General features: G+C 49.3%; 18 protein-coding genes. 6 read left to right on the top strand and 12 right to left on the bottom strand.

Going from position 1 to position 17,273, the window contains the following annotated elements; translation table 11 throughout:
* Positions 1-122: 122 nt before the first annotated feature.
* Positions 123-1,355, top strand: coding sequence for an aminopeptidase (locus tag C812_RS07750; protein ID WP_016312115.1), 1,233 nt, complete (start codon positions 123-125; stop codon positions 1,353-1,355).
* 59 nt (positions 1,356-1,414) lie between these two features.
* On the opposite strand, the gene C812_RS07745 is transcribed toward C812_RS07750, so the two are convergent.
* The 3 genes from C812_RS07745 to C812_RS07735 form a co-directional block, all read right to left on the bottom strand.
* Positions 1,415-2,695, bottom strand: a complete 1,281-nt coding sequence (locus C812_RS07745) for a hemolysin family protein (protein WP_174844448.1) — start codon at positions 2,693-2,695, stop codon at positions 1,415-1,417.
* Between the two features lie 322 nt (positions 2,696-3,017).
* Positions 3,018-3,461, bottom strand: coding sequence for a spore coat protein GerQ (gene gerQ / locus C812_RS07740; RefSeq protein WP_016312113.1), 444 nt, complete (start codon positions 3,459-3,461; stop codon positions 3,018-3,020).
* 43 nt (positions 3,462-3,504) lie between these two features.
* Positions 3,505-3,927 carry a cell wall hydrolase gene (locus C812_RS07735; RefSeq protein ID WP_016312112.1) on the bottom strand — a complete coding sequence of 141 codons (423 nt, stop codon included), beginning with the start codon at positions 3,925-3,927 and terminating at the stop codon, positions 3,505-3,507.
* Positions 3,928-4,192: 265 nt separating this feature from the next.
* Between C812_RS07735 and C812_RS07730 the strand changes: the two genes are divergently transcribed.
* Positions 4,193-5,515, top strand: coding sequence for a phytoene desaturase family protein (locus C812_RS07730; RefSeq protein ID WP_016312111.1), 1,323 nt, complete (start codon positions 4,193-4,195; stop codon positions 5,513-5,515).
* Between the two features lie 141 nt (positions 5,516-5,656).
* Here the strand turns inward: C812_RS07730 and C812_RS07725 are convergent, their stop codons facing one another.
* The 4 genes from C812_RS07725 to C812_RS07710 all read right to left on the bottom strand — a co-directional run bounded on the left by C812_RS07725 (position 5,657) and on the right by C812_RS07710 (position 9,066).
* Positions 5,657-6,076, bottom strand: coding sequence for a DUF2500 domain-containing protein (locus C812_RS07725; RefSeq protein ID WP_016312110.1), 420 nt, complete (start codon positions 6,074-6,076; stop codon positions 5,657-5,659).
* Positions 6,077-6,278: 202 nt separating this feature from the next.
* On the bottom strand, positions 6,279-6,473 hold the full coding sequence (locus C812_RS07720; protein ID WP_016312109.1) for a hypothetical protein: 195 nt from the start codon (positions 6,471-6,473) through the stop codon (positions 6,279-6,281).
* A gap of 204 nt (positions 6,474-6,677) precedes the next feature.
* Positions 6,678-7,973 carry a WD40/YVTN/BNR-like repeat-containing protein gene (locus tag C812_RS07715; RefSeq protein WP_016312108.1) on the bottom strand — a complete coding sequence of 432 codons (1,296 nt, stop codon included), beginning with the start codon at positions 7,971-7,973 and terminating at the stop codon, positions 6,678-6,680.
* 64 nt (positions 7,974-8,037) lie between these two features.
* Positions 8,038-9,066, bottom strand: coding sequence for a polysaccharide deacetylase family protein (locus tag C812_RS07710; RefSeq protein WP_244268279.1), 1,029 nt, complete (start codon positions 9,064-9,066; stop codon positions 8,038-8,040).
* A gap of 768 nt (positions 9,067-9,834) precedes the next feature.
* On the opposite strand from C812_RS07710, the gene C812_RS07705 reads away from it, so the two are divergent.
* Complete coding sequence (locus C812_RS07705; protein ID WP_016312106.1) at positions 9,835-10,761, top strand: L-lactate dehydrogenase; 927 nt, start codon at positions 9,835-9,837, stop codon at positions 10,759-10,761.
* Positions 10,762-10,923: 162 nt separating this feature from the next.
* On the opposite strand, the gene C812_RS07700 is transcribed toward C812_RS07705, so the two are convergent.
* Positions 10,924-12,165: an MFS transporter gene (locus tag C812_RS07700; protein ID WP_016312105.1), complete on the bottom strand. Its 1,242-nt coding sequence runs from the start codon at positions 12,163-12,165 to the stop codon at positions 10,924-10,926.
* An 18-nt stretch (positions 12,166-12,183) separates the two neighbouring features.
* Positions 12,184-12,639, bottom strand: coding sequence for a CBS domain-containing protein (locus tag C812_RS07695; protein WP_016312104.1), 456 nt, complete (start codon positions 12,637-12,639; stop codon positions 12,184-12,186).
* A 164-nt stretch (positions 12,640-12,803) separates the two neighbouring features.
* On the opposite strand from C812_RS07695, the gene C812_RS07690 reads away from it, so the two are divergent.
* The 3 genes from C812_RS07690 to xerS are packed head-to-tail and all read left to right on the top strand — an operon-like array spanning position 12,804 to position 15,072.
* Positions 12,804-13,241, top strand: coding sequence for a MarR family winged helix-turn-helix transcriptional regulator (locus tag C812_RS07690; protein WP_016312103.1), 438 nt, complete (start codon positions 12,804-12,806; stop codon positions 13,239-13,241).
* Positions 13,242-13,296: 55 nt separating this feature from the next.
* Positions 13,297-13,965 carry a spermine/spermidine synthase domain-containing protein gene (locus C812_RS07685; protein WP_016312102.1) on the top strand — a complete coding sequence of 223 codons (669 nt, stop codon included), beginning with the start codon at positions 13,297-13,299 and terminating at the stop codon, positions 13,963-13,965.
* Between the two features lie 24 nt (positions 13,966-13,989).
* Positions 13,990-15,072: a tyrosine recombinase XerS gene (gene xerS / locus C812_RS07680; protein WP_016312101.1), complete on the top strand. Its 1,083-nt coding sequence runs from the start codon at positions 13,990-13,992 to the stop codon at positions 15,070-15,072.
* A gap of 62 nt (positions 15,073-15,134) precedes the next feature.
* Here the strand turns inward: xerS and mobB are convergent, their stop codons facing one another.
* The 3 genes from mobB to lpdD are packed head-to-tail and all read right to left on the bottom strand — an operon-like array spanning position 15,135 to position 17,272.
* Positions 15,135-15,623: a molybdopterin-guanine dinucleotide biosynthesis protein B gene (gene mobB, locus C812_RS07675; protein ID WP_016312100.1), complete on the bottom strand. Its 489-nt coding sequence runs from the start codon at positions 15,621-15,623 to the stop codon at positions 15,135-15,137.
* Between the two features lie 39 nt (positions 15,624-15,662).
* The gene (locus C812_RS07670) at positions 15,663-16,931 is read right to left on the bottom strand and encodes a molybdopterin molybdotransferase MoeA (protein WP_016312099.1); all 1,269 of its coding nucleotides are present in this window, start codon (positions 16,929-16,931) and stop codon (positions 15,663-15,665) included.
* Positions 16,928-17,272, bottom strand: a complete 345-nt coding sequence (gene lpdD / locus C812_RS07665; RefSeq protein ID WP_016312098.1) for a prenylated flavin chaperone LpdD — start codon at positions 17,270-17,272, stop codon at positions 16,928-16,930. Before lpdD ends, C812_RS07670 begins: the two co-directional genes overlap by 4 nt.
* Position 17,273 lies beyond the last annotated feature (1 nt).

The raw sequence follows: 17,273 nt of genomic DNA, 5'->3' as shown, positions 1-17,273 counted from the left end.
TGTTTTGGGGGAATATCAAATGTAGAATCGAAGGATCGCCATCGCGCGGCATTCCAATTTTGCTGGAAAATGGTGTATGATTAAGCATGTAATTAATTCCTAAAGTTTGGAGGAACCCGTAGATGTCCGATTTTCAAAAGAAACTGGAAAAATATGCAGAACTCGCTGTCAAAATTGGCGTTAACGTTCAACCCGGACAAAATCTGATTATCAACACGACCATCGATAGCGCGGAGCTCGTCCGTCTTATTGTGAAACAAGCCTATGAAGCTGGCGCTCGCTTCGTTAAAGTTAACTGGAGCGATGATGTGGTCACCCGTCTTCGCTATGATATGGCTGCCGAAGAATCCTTCCTAGATGAACCGAAATGGTATGCCGGCGAGATGTTGGAATACGTAGAGAACGGTGCCGCGGTGTTGCATGTCATCTCCTCCGACCCTGACCTGTTGAAAGGCGTGTCGACGCAACGGCTCACCAATCATCAGAAAGCATACGGCAAAGCGATGAGCAAGTACCGTGAAATGCAGATGTCCGATAAATTCAGCTGGTCGATCGTAGCTGTACCTTCCAAGGCATGGGCAGACAAAGTCTTCCCTAACCTTCCTGAAGAAGAACGTGTACCCGCGTTGTGGGAAGCGATCTTCCGTACGGTTCGCCTGGATCAGCCTGACCCGATCGCGGCATGGCAGCAACATATCGAGAACCTCACGCAAAAATCCAATTACTTAAATGCGAAACGCTACAAGAAGCTGCATTATAAAGCACCAGGTACCGACCTGACCATCGAGCTGCCGGAAGGCCATCTGTGGGTCGCTGCTGAGAGCATCAACGCCCAAGGTAACACGTTCCTGGCTAACCTGCCAACTGAGGAAGTGTTCACGGCTCCGCTTAAAACAGGGGTAAACGGCACGGTCTCCGCGACAAAACCGCTGAGCTACCGCGGCACGATCATCGACCGGTTCTCGTTGACGTTTGAGAACGGCCGAATCGTGGATTACAAAGCCGAAGTAGGTGCCGATGTCCTTAAACAGCTCGTGGAGCTGGACGAAGGCTCGCATTACTTGGGAGAGGTGGCATTAGTACCGCATAACTCTCCGATCTCGCAATCCGGTATTCTGTTCTACAATACACTGTTTGACGAGAATGCCTCCAACCACTTGGCCATCGGAAATGCCTACGCGTTTAACCTGGAAGGCGGCAAATCAATGTCCCAGGAAGAACTGGCACAACGCGGGTTGAACTCCAGCTTGGCGCATGAAGACTTTATGGTTGGATCCGCAGAGATGGATATTTTCGGCATCACGGCAGACGGCAAAGAAGAGCCGATCTTCATTAAAGGCAACTGGGCATTCTAATTGAAAAAACAATAAAACCGGATGCTCTCGATCCAAGAGAGTCATCCGGCTTTATTTTATTAAGCGCCCGCTTCTTCCAACGGCAAGAGCTGCTCGCGAATAAGCTTGACGCGAGAGATTCGTTTGTTGTCGGTCTCCTCCACCACGTACGTGATTCCGCCATATTCTACGGTTTGCCCGACCTGCGGAGGCAGGATATCGATCCTTGAATATAACCAACCGCCAATGGTGTCATAGTCGTCGGAATCCAGCTCCAGGCCAAATCGGTCATTGATGGACTCGATCAGCATAAGCCCGTCGATCGAATACACATTCGTGTCCAGCTGCTCGATGCCAGGACGTTCTTCATCGAACTCATCCTGAATCTCGCCCACAATCTCCTCGACAATGTCCTCCAACGTCACCATCCCAGAGGTCCCGCCGTATTCATCGATCAGGATCGCGATTTGCGTCCGTCCCCGCTGCATGCGCTTCATCAAATCACTGATCGGAATCGATTCCGGGACGGCCATAATCGGACGTATTAGGTCGCGGAAATTCCGGTTTTGGGAGCGGATCAGATCTTTAATATGAATAAATCCGATAATATGATCTTTATCATGATTGCAGACAGGATAACGTGTTCTTGTACCTTCCAAGGCGATTTCCAGGTTCTCTTCCAGCGAATGCTGCGTATACAAACAGATCATTTCTGTTCGGGGGATCATAATCTCCCGGGCGGTTGTATCAGCAAACTCAAAAATATTGTCGACCAGCGACATTTCCGTACTATCGATCAAACCGCTCTCGCTGCTTTCCTTCATCATCACACGGATTTCTTCTTCCGTGTGCAGCGAGTCCTGCTCCGTTACAGGCGCAATGCGAAACAGTCGCAAGAGACCGGCGGAGAGCCCGTTTAACAGCCAGATGAACGGGTACATCAACCGGTAAAAGATGCTCATCGGCCAAGCGAGCCATAACGTAATGGTCTCGGCTTTACGGACAGCGATCGTCTTGGGGGCCAACTCTCCCAGCACGATATGCAAAATGGCGATCAAGAGAAACGAAACGGCTAACGAAATGATAAAACCCGGCCTTTCACCCAAGCCCATCATCTCGAACATCGGCCCTAAAATTCGGGCAACGACAGGCTCGCCAAGCCATCCAAGCCCAAGCGAACTGAGGGTGATCCCGACCTGACAGGCTGACAAGTAACCGTCCAGCTTGCTTAACAGCTCTTTCGCGATTTTCGCGCTCCTTCGCCCCTCCTCAGCTAACGCCTCGATGCGGGAGCTCCTCACCTTCACAATGGCAAATTCAGCCGACACAAAAAGTCCGTTAAGCAACACCAATAACACCATGAATCCTACGGAATAAAGACTCGGTAAAGGGTCACTCAATACGTTTCCTATTCCCGCCGATCCGGCGGCGAATAGGTGCACCTCCTTCGTGGATTAAAATCATCAATATTCAATTGCATTCGATATGAGAAAGACAGCTTTAATTTCCCAAGGGATTCATCTCCTTTATTTCCAAACCGTTACATTCGATATATGAATTCTTCTTAATTATATTATTATACACTACACAGTCAAACGCTGCGGTATTCCTAACGAACAGGCGTGGCAGGCTGGAAAAAATAAAAATAGGCCCCCTTGAAATCCCAAGGGAACCAGAGTGCGCTTATCGAGTTGGCGGCGGGGATCCAATCACACCAGGATATTGATAAATCAACGGCTCGTCAAACGTCGCGTAGTCGAAATTGACCATCAGCAAGACGGTCCGCACGCCGGTAACCGGATCGCTAATAATGATATGATCGCGACCAGCCGCTTCCAGCACACCTTTAAAGACTTTAGCGTTCCATTCGCTGTTGTTCTCGTAGGTCATGTAAAACGTGCCAACTTTGCCCAAATTCAGACGGAAAATATTTTCAATGTAAGATTGCTCATACACCTGCGTCGGCATTGGCATCACCATTCCGGTGGGCGTCATCGGGCTTCCGCTGGATACTTGCGGCGGCATGCCAGTTCCGGTTGTCTGCGGATATCCGCCTCCCATCGGCATCATCGGATAAGTACTTTGGCCCGCAGGATACGCAGCTGGCCGGAATTGTTGAGTAAACATGAATTCCATTCCTCCTCAAAATTAATCAAGCGATACGATAGAGTTAATAGACGGATGGACAGTCTTGCCCGGATGGAGCAAAGAAGCAATGTGCCTTATATCGGCCGGTATTTTGTTGGTTATACCAAGTGCCAGGACAATCACCCGTTGGCCTGAAGAACCATAACGCATTCGACGCGGGCCAAATTCGTTCCCCGTTAATGACACGTTGGGCCAATTTGATATCCCGGTCGCGTGCGCGTTGATAGAAATACCCCTTGATCGTTGCTTCGAATCCGCCTGGACGTTGAAACACCATCCGATTCATGTCGCGAACATCCCGAAAGTCCAAGCAATCTGCCAAGATTCGGTTCACGCCGACATTGCCGACCATCAACATCCCTTGTTCGCCTTCTCCTTCCGCTTCTGCGCGCATCAGGCGCGCCAGCAGCTTCACATCTTCGGAGTTCGCTTTAATGACGGCCAAGTTGGGTCCTCCTCCCTCTCTGCTGAACGGTATATCTTATGTGCATCTGCCTATTTTGGTGCTAGAAGCTGGTAAAAATTCGGTGTCAAGGCGAGGAGTCAAGGTTTTATGTGAATACGGTTACAATCTTGAACATTTCGTGTCTATTTCTATGGACGCGCTTACATGAATAGCATATACTGTAGTTAAATAATGTTTTTTTATACGGTTTTGCTGGTTTGTTTATAAAACGGTTGCTTCATTATACCTTTTAGGAGGTTACCTCATGAGAATCGCGATTATTGGCGGCGGCCTGGCCGGGCTTACGGCTGCTGCATACTTGTCGGACAACGGCAATACGTCTGGTACCGTGTTTGAACGGAGCCCCCAGCTCGGCGGACGGGCTTTCACCTATGAGAAATCGGGATTTACTTTGAACTATGGAGCACACGCAGTGTACGGCATCGACAGACATACGCTCCATGCGATGGAAGAAGAGCTGCATTTGAAATTCCAGAGCAAGCAGGTCGATAAACGTAAAGTGATGTACGCTAAGCACGGACGGTTAACCCCTGCTCCGCTGGATTTCGTAAACATTATGAAGACGAATGTGTTGACTCCTATGGAGAAAGTCCGGTTTGTCGCTGAAATCGCGGCCGTGATCGGTAACATCCATCATTTGAAGCAGTATCGGACGCTTGGCGAATATTTGGAGCATTCCCACGCCTCGGCAGACGTGAAGGAGTTGTGGGAGCATCTCGTGTGCTCCAACTTCTTTATTACACCGGAGGAAGCTCGCAAAGTGCCGGGTTCTGTCATCTCCGAGTACTATCATAACCTCTTCCTCTCCAGCCGACCGGTCAGCTACATTCTTGGCAGTTGGGCCACAATTACCGACCAACTGATCAATAAAATCAAAGACAATGAGTCTTGGGAGATCGCAGTGAAGGAGCCGGTCGAATCAATTACGATGGAAGACGGGAAATTCGTGTTAAACACGAAGACCAGACAGCAGCTTGTGTACGATCAAGTGATCTTCGCCATGCCAGTGCAGCAGGTAACTAAACTGCTGGAGGAAACGCCTTGGGCAAGTGCACTGGATCCGTACAAGAACAACACCTCAACCGAAGTGCTTGTTTACGATGTTGGCTTCTCGAAAGTCGTTGCCCGTCCGTTCCACTATATCAGCGACATCGATCATAAAATCTTTATCAGTGACGTCTCTGCCACAGATTTCACGGTGGCCCCTGTTCATGGCCAGTTATTGCAAGGTATCGCTTACTTGAACGATGACTTCCCTGATGAGGAGCAGAAGAAGCAATACCTTGAACAGAAAACCCAGCAAATGGAAGCTCTCTTTGATACGTACTATCCAAATTGGCGCGAGTTTGTTGAAGTCAAACGCGTGTCGAAGAAAGCGATGGTAGCAAGCGTCAAAAATATTTACACCAATCAGCTGCTGCCTAACCGTCTGGCAGGTGTGCCGTTCTTCTTCTGCGGCGACGGCTGCCAAGGGAAAGGTGAGTTAGCGGAACGCGCCTTCTCCAGCGGCCGGGCTGTAGCTCAGATGATCCTGGAACAAGCGAATACCAAGGCCTTATCCATTTAATCCAAACAAAAACAGAAGCGTACACAAGAGTCGGGATCGTCCGACGTATTGAGACGCTTCTGTTTTTTTGCTGTACAGCCTTTTCCAACCTTACTCTGCCTGCCTTTCCTGTAATTATCTTGTATCTTTCCTTCTTCTCACTTACCCGGAGCTATGAAATTTTCGGTATTCCTGCAGCTCAGTCCGATAGGTGCGAACAGACCGCTCGAACCCATAGTAACGACGGCCTTGGAAGGTCAGCTTGCCTTCGTCTCCTTCCGCACATTGTCCGTATTCCACGCCCGATACAGCAAACTCCAAACGATCACCGCTTTCGACCTCAAAGGTCATATAATACTTCGTGTCAGAACGGTTCACCGAGGTATCGGTGTCATGGCGGTGGCTGACCTCGGTCCGTTTTCCGACGATAACGGAATGGACGCTAAGTACAGGCTGCCGGTGGTTTTCAATCGCGCGAAGAAGCCCTCCTGCTGCTGTCGCAGCCAAGATTCCAACGATGACAACAAACAAGATGGGCAGCGCCGTTTCCACTACCCCAAACATTTCCGTCCACGACTGCATCGCTTATCCCTCCTTCGAGAGGTTGCTCCGTACCGCTGCTCTCTCCTTTCCCCCTAAGTATATGCGGTCCCGAAAAAAACTTGTTATTCATCCTGTCCGGAAAATATGCCACTCTTGTCCAAGATATCTGAGAGAAAAGAAAAACCTCCGATTCGTAGTTACGAATGGAGGTTATTATGGTGTGAAACCAGAACGATCTATCTTAAGCATAGTACTCAAACATCAGTTGACGGGTCTCTTCAGCGCCATCGGCTTCCATTTCGAATGCTTCGTCAAGTCCTTTCTCTGCCCAACAAGCTTTGCAAGCTTCTTCTGTCGTGCATAGATGAGCATCTTCACAGGTGTAGCAGAACTGCAGGTAATTACGGGTTACAACCTCTTCTTGAACAGTTTTCATAAGGCTCCACTCCTATCATTATGGGAGCGTTCGCTCCGATTTTGACTTGCCTGTGATTGATCTTCCTTACAAGTTAAATATATCACAAAGTCTGAAAATAGTACGTGATTTATTTCACATTATAATGAACATGATCATCCTACTTATTTTGTATACAAAAAAGCATGGCTTTTACGCCATGCTTGCTTTCAACTTTCGTTTCGTTTATAACACCTGCCAGGTTCGTCCCCCATCCTTCGTTTGCATCAGGAGCGAACGCTTCTGATTCTCTTGGGCAACGAGCAGCCACCCCACTCGGGAATTAAAGAACTGAAGCTTCACGATTTCAGGGTAGTCTATCATCGTTTCAACCAATTTCTTGCTTTCCGGCAGCGGCTCCCAGCTCGCACCTTGGTTGAGCGTGTGATAGACAGTTGAATCCAATATCGTCCAACCTTCGTTACGCGTCAAGAAAGTCGGGGCCATCTTCTCGTTTAGGCCGGTTTGCCAGGACAACTGAAACGGCGTTAACGTCCAGGTATTGCCGGCATCTTCCGTAAAGTAACCATTGAATTTGGTGGAATCCCCCCGGCTGCAGCCAACTGGTATCCAACCCTCTCGCACGCTGCCCGAGAAGAAGGATACAGGTCCAACTGTAAAGCTGTCGCAGGTTTTATACTTGTCCGGATTAAAGAAATGATCGTTTTGAGTCCAAATTAATCCACCGTTCTGAGTCGTATACAACGTTGGAAGTCCTTGATTGATTTCGGTTACAAAACCATGCAGCGGGCTCGTAAAGGCCATCGATGTTTGCGTGCCAGGGATTAATGAAGGGCTGTCCTTGTTCTCAAGCAGCAGTTGCATCGGATCCGTCCCTCCAAGCAGAACTTCAAAGGTCTGGGCCCCGTCATTCGTCTCATATAAAGATCGTGTTCCATTGTCTCGTACATTGCCCTCAGAGAGCAACCATCCATGATCCGGATCGGCAAATACCATCGCCTTCACTTCCCCTGCTCCAGGGAACGAGGTCACCTTCCAAGTGGTTCCGCCGTCGGTTGTACGGAGGACAATCGTGTCTCCGGAACCGGCAGAATTTCGTACGATAAAGCCATGATTCGGATCTAGAAAAAAGATATCCTTGCCATACTCCGGCGTCGTAGCAAACGGTACAGAGGCGGCAGGTGAGATATTCGTCCATGTTTTGCCGTTATCTGCTGTAATATAAAGCCTCAGCTCGTTACGCGTAATCCCCCACGCTAATCCCGTCGTTTCACTGAGCAATTGAAAATCGGTGAGACGGGTTTGAATCTGGTAGCGGTTATTCGTGTTCTCCGCCGGAGCGGCGGCAGGATTCCCCTGGTTCTCGGAAGCTGCAGGATTGATTACAGTAATCGTTTGTCCATCATCCTCAGAAGGCTCGTCTAGTACCGGAGTGGCAGCCGGAGGCGGCTCTGGATTGCAAGCCGTCAGAAGCAGCACCATACCCAGGGCGGTTCCGGCAATCTTAAGCCACAGGCTCAACCTGAACCACCTCGCTTTCTGCAGTTAGATATGCTTCATTATAACATACATGTTTTTCTCACCGTTACAATCGGGGGTCGTTTCCAAAGTTAACTGAGAAATGCTGATTGGGTTTATAGACGGCGAAAGCGTACCCTTTGCTCTGTAAATATTCGATAACTTGGGGCAAAACCTTTACCGTCTGCGCCTTCTCATGCATCAGAATAACCTCAGTATCCCGGCGCGTTTGCCGCTTCACTTCTTTCAGGATCGTGCTTGGGCTGTTCGGGTATTTCCAGTCCATGGAATCGACTGTCCAATCCCACATCTTAAATCCCGCTTCCGCGATATCGCCGCGGAATTTCTCACCGATCTCCGGTTTGCTGCCGTAAGGCGCACGAATTAAGGTTGGTGAAGTGCCGGTAAGCTTCTCCATCAGCTTCTGTTCCTTCGTAAATTCTGCGATGAAGTTCGTCGACCCTTTGCCATTATATAAAATCTTCTTGTTGTGCGTCATGCTGTGCAAACCTATGTAATGTCCTTCCTGCAACACCTGGTTTACGATTTTCTCATTTTTGCTTACCTGATTCCCAATCATAAAGAAGGTCCCATGAATCTGATAATGCTCTAAAATATCGAGCAGCTGCTCCGTATACTTGCTAGGTCCGTCATCAAAAGTCAGATAGATGACTTTGGGCTTTACAGTCGTTTTTGACTGATTACTCTGCTGTGCTGGAGATTTTGCTTCGACCTCAGGTAGTACAGCTGGCGGAGCAGGTGCCCGTTCGGATTCCGCCTTCTGGGAAGCACCTTCCTCCTGGCTTGGAGTCCCCTTCGGCTCCGCTTGGGTGTTATCTGGTTCTGACGGAGTGCTGTTTGAATCTGCCGGTGTAACCGTTGGCTCCGTCGTTTGCTGTGAGGACGCAAGATTAACGCTCTGTCCCTTCTCCGTTTCCCCTGCAGATGCCAATTTTGCCGGGATGACCACCTGGGTTGGTGATTTATGCGGAAGGGATCCGTTGATCATCGGGGTGACTGCTACCGCAGTCAAAGCAAGGGATGATGCAGTCAGCACGAGAGCAGCTGTGATAATCAGTCTCGTACGTCGAATCATTTTGGAATGTGCGTTACGCTCTCCATGCTTGTTACTTCGTTTCCCGTAAGGCGACATCTCATTCACCGGATTCCTCTCTCTCTTTTTCTATTTAATAGAATAATATAAAGTGAGAGTTTCGTCCTTACAGAATCGTTAATCGCTGGTTACAATGTGATAACAACTTTCAAAAAACGACACTTAGTTAACATAATAATATTTATGTTTATATTTGAAAGAACATAAGAAAGCCCCTTCCATTAGAAAGCGGTTCATTGAGATGTAGAATCCGATTTTTTCTATTCATCCATCTTCAACACTTCTGACTCAAAGGACTGAAAAGTATTTTCCAAGCCCATGATCACATATTTTATTTTCATATATCCTTCCCAGGTAATGCTTCTGCATCGAAAAAGCGCACCTTCACATGCGGATGATATTTATCGATAATCTCTTGTAATCCCCCCCGCATACTTCCTGCGTTGCTCTCGTGGTAATGCCAGCCAAGAAGGGTGAAATTCCAATAACACAATCAACATGTAATGCACTTGAAATCCCACCTTAATTTAGAAAATGACTGTGCTTATTATATTATTTAAAATGTGAACATCTCAGATTTTACTTTAAATTTAGAACTTTCTTCGGGTACAATGGTTGTAACCCAAATACATAACGCGCTTTCTATCTATGACGAAACGAAGCTCCCTGAAGTGCTTGCATCCTGAAGGTTAAGAAACCCACCAACGGTGCAAGCTAAAGTATGGAGAACACGACGAGGAGATGAAAAACATGAAAAACCAAATGAGTTCCAGCCGGGTTGTAATTATCGGCACCGGAGCGGTTGGTGCGACAACCGCTTATACGTTGCTCTTAAGAGAACGGGTGTCCGAGCTGGTCTTGATCGACGCCAATAAGGAGAAGGCGCTGGGTGAAGCCCTGGACATGAACCATGGTCTTCCCTTCACTGGTGGTGTAAAGCTATGGGCTGGAGATTACAGCGATTGTGCGGAGGCTGATGTCATTGTTATCGCCGCAGGCGCTTCTCAACGTCCAGGCGAGACGCGGATCGATTTGCTCAAACGAAATGCCGTTATTTTCGACAGCATCATTCAGAATATTGTGAAATACAATAATCACGGCATCATTCTCGTAGCAACGAACCCCGTCGACATTCTGTCCTACGTTACATTGAAGAAAAGCGGATTCCCGTCCAACCGTGTCATCGGCTCCGGTACCCTGCTGGACAGCGCACGTTTCCGTTACCTCATTGGACAGAACAAGAAAATTAACCCACGCAGCATTCATGCTCATATCATCGGCGAACACGGGGATTCCGAGGTTCCGCTCTGGAGCTTGGCGAATGTCGCCGGCATCGGCTTGGAATTCTCTGATGAAGATCGTGAAGAAATCTTCAATAATACGAAAAACGCTGCATACGAGATCATCAACGCCAAAGGGGCTACATACTACGCGATTGCGCTGGCGTTAGACCGCATCATCGTCTCGATATTGCAGAACGAAGGCTCCGTTCTGAACGTCTCGACATTGCTGACGGATTATAACGGTGTCTCCGATGTATACCTTGGGGTACCGAGCATCGTTGACCGCTCCGGCGTCCGCGAAGTACTGGATTTGAATCTGGACAATGAAGAGTTAACTCGGTTCCATGCTTCGGCAAATAAGTTGAAGGCCGAAATCGCCAAGCTGGATCTGTGATCCTCCCCGCATAAAATGCAAAGAACGTCCGGACTGCTTATTTGCGGTCCCAGACGTTCTTTTTTGCATTTATTTCATCTCGTTAATCATTATAATTCATTAGGTTAATTTATAAGCTGGCTGATCTCTGCACCGGTCTGCTTCGCATATTCTGTCGCTGGATCAATGCCCCGCCTTCAGCTCATCAACATGTTTCACATGCTTATGGTTTAGGGCAATAAAAATTACCGACAACAGGACGAAACCTGCGCCAACGAGGAACGGGACATGTGGATTAAACCACTCGGCCAGTTTGCCTGCCATAAACGGTGCGACCGCTCCGCCCAGAAAACGCAGGAAGCTGTAGGCAGCCGATGCTGTGGAACGCTCAACAGGTGCCGCGTTCATAACGGCTGTTGTGATCAGTGTATTGTTATTCCCCAGCACTGCCCCGGCGGCAATGACAGCTATGATAATCACCCATTGGTGGTTTGTCCAAATGCCCATTACAAGCATCATCAGTGTGTAGAGGAACAGCATCACTGCCATCGATTTTACCGTACCAAACTTCTCCTGCAGCTTTGGTGCAGTAAATACGGAGGTGATCGCCAACAAAATCCCCCACGCCAAGAACACATAACCTAGTCCATGTTCATCCAGCCCCATCACGAAGGGAGCATAAGCCATCAGCGTAAAGAAACCGATGTTATAGAAGCAAGCAGTTAATCCGAACACCACTAGCGAACGATGACGCATGGCCAGAAACGGAGCCGCCAATGAAGTACGAGATGCCTTTGAGCCGGTACTTGCGGACGAATTAGGCATGAGAGTGATAAGTCCAATGAAGGCGATCACCATCAGCGAGGCGACCCCAAGAAACGGTCCGCGCCACGACACCGCACCGAGCCAACCGCCAACGAGCGGGCCAACCGAGATGCCGAGACCTACTGCAGCTTCGTACAAAATGACCGCTCTGGCCGTCCCGCTGCCGGATAATGTGACGATGGCCGACAAGGCGGTAGCGACAAACAAGGCGTTTCCAAGTCCCCAGCCGCCGCGCAATCCGATGATTGTCCAGACATTACCAGCTAATCCGCCAAGCGCGGAGAAGACCGCGATCAAAATGATGCCAGAAAGCAAGGTCCATTTCATGCCAATGCGTGAAGAAAGTGTGCCTGTAATTAACATTGCGACTGCCATGACAGCATTATAGCTGGTGAACAGTAACGTCACCTCGCTGGGGGTTGCGTTCAAACTGTTCGCGATCGCCGGCAGGATCGGATCAACCAATCCGATGCCCATAAAAGCGATGATCGCGGCAAAAAAAACAGCCCAAACGGCCTTGGGTTGTTTGATAAGACTCGCCTGCTCGAGTTCTAAACGCTCCTTCGTTTCTGCGTACTGAATGGTGTTTGATGATGACATAAAGACTCCTTTCCCGGGTTATAAAAATGATTTAAAGGAATGCCTGATCACATCTCCCCGACTGATAATTCCAACAAGCACTCCGTTGCGTTCGACCGGGAGCTTCTTAATCTGTTTCTTCCCTAAGATCGCCGCAATGTTCTCAATTTCCTCATCCCACGGCACGGTGTAAACTTTCTTCTTCCCGATTTCCATGACGTTGAGATCAAGCAGGCGCCGTACACGCTGTTCAAAATCTTCATGGTCTCCTTTAAACACAGCAACGTAATAAATTGAATCTACCACAACGTCGCGATGTTTACCGATGTAACGCATAATATCGCCATCACTAATGTAGGACACGATCTCATTGCGTTCATTAACGATCGGAAGTCCACTGATCCGGTATTCCATGAATCGTTCAATCACAGAACGTACCGTATCGGTCTCTTTGACTTTGTAAACGTGTTTGATCATGATCTCATGCGCTTGCATGGTTATCCCCCTCATGTAATTGTATTATACAACTATATAAATTGTTGTCAATTGCTTGAATGCATAAAAGCGCTTTCTGTTCAGGCAGCCCGCATTCATTTAATTTCCTCTCCATTCTATGATACGATAAAAATATCCTATCTGGCTGTGAGGTATTTAAAATTATGGATGACAAATCACTAGAAGCAATCGAACTGGAACTCGCCATCCTTTATCGACGGATGACCACTGTAACGGCTTCCCGCAAAAACGGGAATTTAGACCGTGCCGCATATCTGTTACTACATCGGATCCATGATCAAGGTGCGGTAGGTGTCAAAGCTTTGGCCGAAGAATTTCAATTAGACATCTCAACCGTCAGCCGCCAAGCAGCGGCTTTGGAACATAAAGGCTATGTCCGACGAATCCCGGATCCAGCGGATCGTCGCGCCTTCTTCATGGAGATCACGGAGCTCGGCCTGAAGGAGTTTACAACTTACAAGGCCAACCGGTTAGCGCGGATTCAAGAACTGCTTGAAGACTGGCCTTCGGAAGACACCGTGTCGTTTGCTGCTTTGTTGCAAAAATTTAATCACGAACTGATGAAATTAAAATCGGAATAGCGCGGCATATAGTTAACATAATATTTCTTGCGTCAACTTACAGGAGGTTGCTCTGATGAATCATATCGATTTGCCTGTTGAAATCATCGAACGTGCCCAATCCCCCCGTGGGGAAATTCAACTCCAACGTCGCGGCGAGGAGTTCGAGATTATCAGCAACGGCACCTTTCTGATGGCGACGTATAACGGTGAGTCTGAGCGCTTGCTGGTCCGCCGCGCGTTAGAACTCGTGCCCTCCCCCGAGAAGGTGCTGATCGGCGGCTTAGGGGTTGGATTCTCGCTGCAGGAAGCCCTTCTCGATCCGCGCGTAAAGGAAGCAACCGTAGTGGAGATTGAAGACAAGGTAATAGAATGGAACCAGGCCGTGTTGGCGCATGTGAACGATCGTGCCTTAACGCATCCGAGAACACGGTTGATTCATGCAGATCTGGTCGCCTGGATTCGAGAAACGATGGAGACCTTTGATCTGATCTGTCTGGACATTGACAACGGTCCGGATTGGAAAGTGTTTGACGACAACGCTTCATTATACGATGAAGCCGGTCTGGCGGCGCTGCAAAGCCGGCTGCGTCCCGGCGGCTGCCTCTCCTTCTGGAGTGCTACCCCTTCCCCGGATTTCGCCCTTCGGCTCAAGGAGGCGTTCGGAGACGTAGAGATCCGTGAGGTACCGCAAACGCACGGGGAGCCCGATTATATTTTCTATGTCCGTGGATCTCACTGCTAAGTCAGCCAATCAGGAGGTGCCTCTATGCAAATTCAAAAAGCGATCGACCGCAAGAAATTGGATGAGAAGGTCGTATCCATGCCCTGGTTCGTGCAGCAGTTCATTGATTACAAGCTGCCGGACCTCTCCCCTTCTACACTTTTAGAGTATGTACGGGATTACGAACAGTTCTTCAGCTGGCTTCGAGCCGAAGGCTTAACTGCCGCGCAGACGAACGACCAGGTGACCCTTCACGACCTGGAGATTCTGCATATGGAGAGCATTGTGGGTTATCGTCTTTACTTAACCACACGAACCGAAAGCACGAACTCCAAAATTACGGTATCGCGAAAAATGTCTTCCTTACGCTCGTTATTCCACTATCTCAGCCAAATTGCCGAAGACGAGAACTTCTACCCGTTGTTAAAACGAAACATTATGGCGAAGGTAGAGATTAAACGGATCCATAAACCGAAGGATACCGCGGCTAAACTTAAAGGCAAAATTTTGGAAGAAGACGAGTTAACCGAATTTATTGCCTACATCGCCGAAGGATATGGGCGGGATGTAGCAGATAATAAACAGGCGCTTTATGCGTATGAGCAGAACAAAGAACGCGACGCCTGCATCGCCAGCTTGATTCTGAACTCCGGATTACGCGTCTCTGAGGTCGTTAACCTGAACATCGATGATTTGGATCTGGCGAATAAGCTGGTTTATGTATACCGGAAAGGTAACAATGACGAGTCGTTCAAAACGCCGGTGTACTTCCGAGAGCAATGCAGAGACGATATAGCCGCCTATCTGACGCTTCGTACATCACGATACCGTACACCCAAGCGGGAGAAAGCCCTGTTCGTAGCCATCCCCAATGGACAGAAAGAAGGCAAACGGATGACGAAACGCGCGATCCAAGCGATGATCATCAAGTACGCAAAACGTTTCGGCAAGCCGTACCTGACGGTGCATAAGCTGCGGCATTCCTTCGCCACCGACTATTATTTGCAAAATGATATCTACAAGACCAAAGAGCAACTCGGTCACGCCTCGACTGAAACGACCGAGGTGTATGCCCATCTGACGGATAAGACGATGTCCGAGGCGATTGAGCGCCGGGTCAGCGGATAGCATTAGGTATATAACAAAAGAACTTCCCTTCTCAACGAAGGGAAGTCCTTTTGTCGCTCCGCCTACATCCAGTTATGTCGGATGTACCCTGCCATTTGCTCGATCTCATCCCGCTGAAACCGCCGGGGCCCCGACGAGTTGGCGGAGAAGTCCGCCTCCTTCTGAACAACAGCGATGACTTGCTGCAGTTCCTCGATCAACGGCTCATCCTCTGTGGATCGCAACAAGACCATTTTCGGATACCTTTCCCACTTAAAGCCTTCAACCAGAATCAAATCATATTGAGCAAAATGCTCAATCAGCTGAACAAGCGGTGTTTCCTGCTCCTCGAACACGGCCGTTCGCCATGGCGAAGTAATCGCCGCCGCCGCTGCTCCTGCCGCTCGGAAACGAAACGAATCCGTTCCCTCTCGATCGGCCTCGAAACCGTGCAGGTCATGTTTGATGACAGCTACGCGAAGATTCATATCATTAAATATCTTCACCAACCGGGTGATAAGCGTTGTTTTTCCGCTGTTTTTATAACCGACGATTTGTACTACCGGTGCCACGCCCGTTTCCTCCCTCGTCCTTCCTATGAACACATTCCATTAGAAATCGCTGCCTGGCAGCTTCAGTACGGTCACCCGCTCGCCTGCCTGCATCTCCGTGTTAGAAGGAGGAATCACGATTAGTACGTCGCTGTCCTTGATCGTGATCATTACGCCCGATTCATCCAGCTCCGCTGGAATTGCGAAGAGCCTGCCTTCCCGCACCTCCAACCGGCCGCGGACGAACCGGGTAAAGTTGTTGATCTTTGTGTAAGAACGGGCGAGTTCAGCGGTGAACTCAGGTAAAAACGGCTTCGCGACCCCCATCATCCGACCAATTGCCGGACGCACAAACAGCTCGAAGCCCACAAAGCAAGCCCCGGGATTGCCAGACAAAGCGAACAATAGCTTGCCATCCTTCACTGCGGCAGACGTGACGCTGCCTGGCCGCATCGTAACTTTGTTGAACAACATCTCCACGCTGTCGCTCGACAACAGGTCGGCCATGATATCATAATCACCTACAGACACACCGCCGGTGGTTACGACCAGATCATACTTGGCGATCGCTGCTTCCACCTGCGCCTTTGCCTGGGCCAAATCGTCCTCGATTGCTTCAAATAGTATCGGTTCGCCGCCCGCTTCGATAATTTGACTATACAACATATAGGTATTGCTGTTACGGATACGACCGTCCTGAAGCGGTTCATCGATGCGCAGCAGCTCCGAGCCGGTGGAGAAGACAGCAACCTGCGGCCGTTTCTTCACCGGAACGCGGTGAATGCCAAACGTCGCCAGCACCGACAGTTCACCAGCGGACAACCTGCGGCCAGGCTCAAGAATCACATCGTCCTCCGACAGCTCAAGACCCACCGGCGTGATGTTCTTCCCGGATTCAATTTCACGAATCAATTGGATATAAGGCTTACCTTCCCGAGTCACGGCCTCAGTCATCTCAAACATTACCACGGCGTCCGCTTCATCGGGTACTTTCGCCCCGGTCATGATTCGGGCGGCTTGTCCTGGTTTTAATTTGACGTTGGGAACAGAGCCAGCAGGAATCTCGTCGACAACTTCCAAATAGACCGGATGATCGGTATGACAACCCATCGTATCTTCGCTCAGAATGGCGAACCCATCCATCCCTGAACGCCGAAAATGTGGATAGGCATGAGGCGCAGTTACCGGCTCCGCCAATATTCGTCCTAACGCCTCCGGCAAGGGAACTATCTCCGATTCGATCTCCTTGGCGTACGGCAGAACGATCGCCTGGGCTTCAGGCACGGGCAACGCTTTGCGGCGAAATTTCGCCTGGTCCGTTGTCTTCATTGGGGATCCACTCCATTCCCTTGCTGCTCCTGTAAATATTGATCCAGCATTTCGGAGGTTTTCTTGGCAATCTCCCTAATTTCTTCTTTGCTTAAATTGTCGTAATGAATTCCCATGACCACGGTAACAGTTCGACCAAGCGCCTTGGATGCGCGGCGGGCATAGCCCTCGGTTAAGGTGTGTTCTTTATGCCCCGGTACGGCAGAGGTCAATACTTCGATGTCTCCCCCTGCTTGATAAGCGGTGGACGCCGCTCCGATATGGGAAACGCCTCCAGTCATTAGCAGCAGTAAATCGCGGCCAACCGGAATCGCTTCCAGCCTAATATCTTCAAAAGCCAAT

The organism is Paenibacillus barengoltzii G22, from assembly GCF_000403375.2.
GTDB classification, from domain to species: Bacteria; Bacillota; Bacilli; order Paenibacillales; family Paenibacillaceae; genus Fontibacillus; species Fontibacillus barengoltzii.
This window is presented reverse-complemented; position numbering and strand designations above follow the sequence as displayed.

Excerpts from the sequence above, each read along its gene's own strand:
- C812_RS07750 (WP_016312115.1), top strand. The coding sequence starts at position 123 with ATGTCCGATTTTCAAAAGAAACTGGAAAAATATGCAGAACTCGCTGTC.
- C812_RS07745 (WP_174844448.1), bottom strand. The coding sequence starts at position 2,695 with ATGGTGTTATTGGTGTTGCTTAACGGACTTTTTGTGTCGGCTGAATTT.
- gerQ (WP_016312113.1), bottom strand. The coding sequence starts at position 3,461 with ATGTTTACTCAACAATTCCGGCCAGCTGCGTATCCTGCGGGCCAAAGT.
- C812_RS07730 (WP_016312111.1), top strand. The coding sequence starts at position 4,193 with ATGAGAATCGCGATTATTGGCGGCGGCCTGGCCGGGCTTACGGCTGCT.
- C812_RS07725 (WP_016312110.1), bottom strand. The coding sequence starts at position 6,076 with ATGCAGTCGTGGACGGAAATGTTTGGGGTAGTGGAAACGGCGCTGCCC.
- C812_RS07720 (WP_016312109.1), bottom strand. The coding sequence starts at position 6,473 with ATGAAAACTGTTCAAGAAGAGGTTGTAACCCGTAATTACCTGCAGTTC.
- C812_RS07710 (WP_244268279.1), bottom strand. The coding sequence starts at position 9,066 with ATGATTCGACGTACGAGACTGATTATCACAGCTGCTCTCGTGCTGACT.
- C812_RS07705 (WP_016312106.1), top strand. The coding sequence starts at position 9,835 with ATGAAAAACCAAATGAGTTCCAGCCGGGTTGTAATTATCGGCACCGGA.
- C812_RS07700 (WP_016312105.1), bottom strand. The coding sequence starts at position 12,165 with ATGTCATCATCAAACACCATTCAGTACGCAGAAACGAAGGAGCGTTTA.
- C812_RS07695 (WP_016312104.1), bottom strand. The coding sequence starts at position 12,639 with ATGCAAGCGCATGAGATCATGATCAAACACGTTTACAAAGTCAAAGAG.
- C812_RS07690 (WP_016312103.1), top strand. The coding sequence starts at position 12,804 with ATGGATGACAAATCACTAGAAGCAATCGAACTGGAACTCGCCATCCTT.
- C812_RS07685 (WP_016312102.1), top strand. The coding sequence starts at position 13,297 with ATGAATCATATCGATTTGCCTGTTGAAATCATCGAACGTGCCCAATCC.
- xerS (WP_016312101.1), top strand. The coding sequence starts at position 13,990 with ATGCAAATTCAAAAAGCGATCGACCGCAAGAAATTGGATGAGAAGGTC.
- C812_RS07670 (WP_016312099.1), bottom strand. The coding sequence starts at position 16,931 with ATGAAGACAACGGACCAGGCGAAATTTCGCCGCAAAGCGTTGCCCGTG.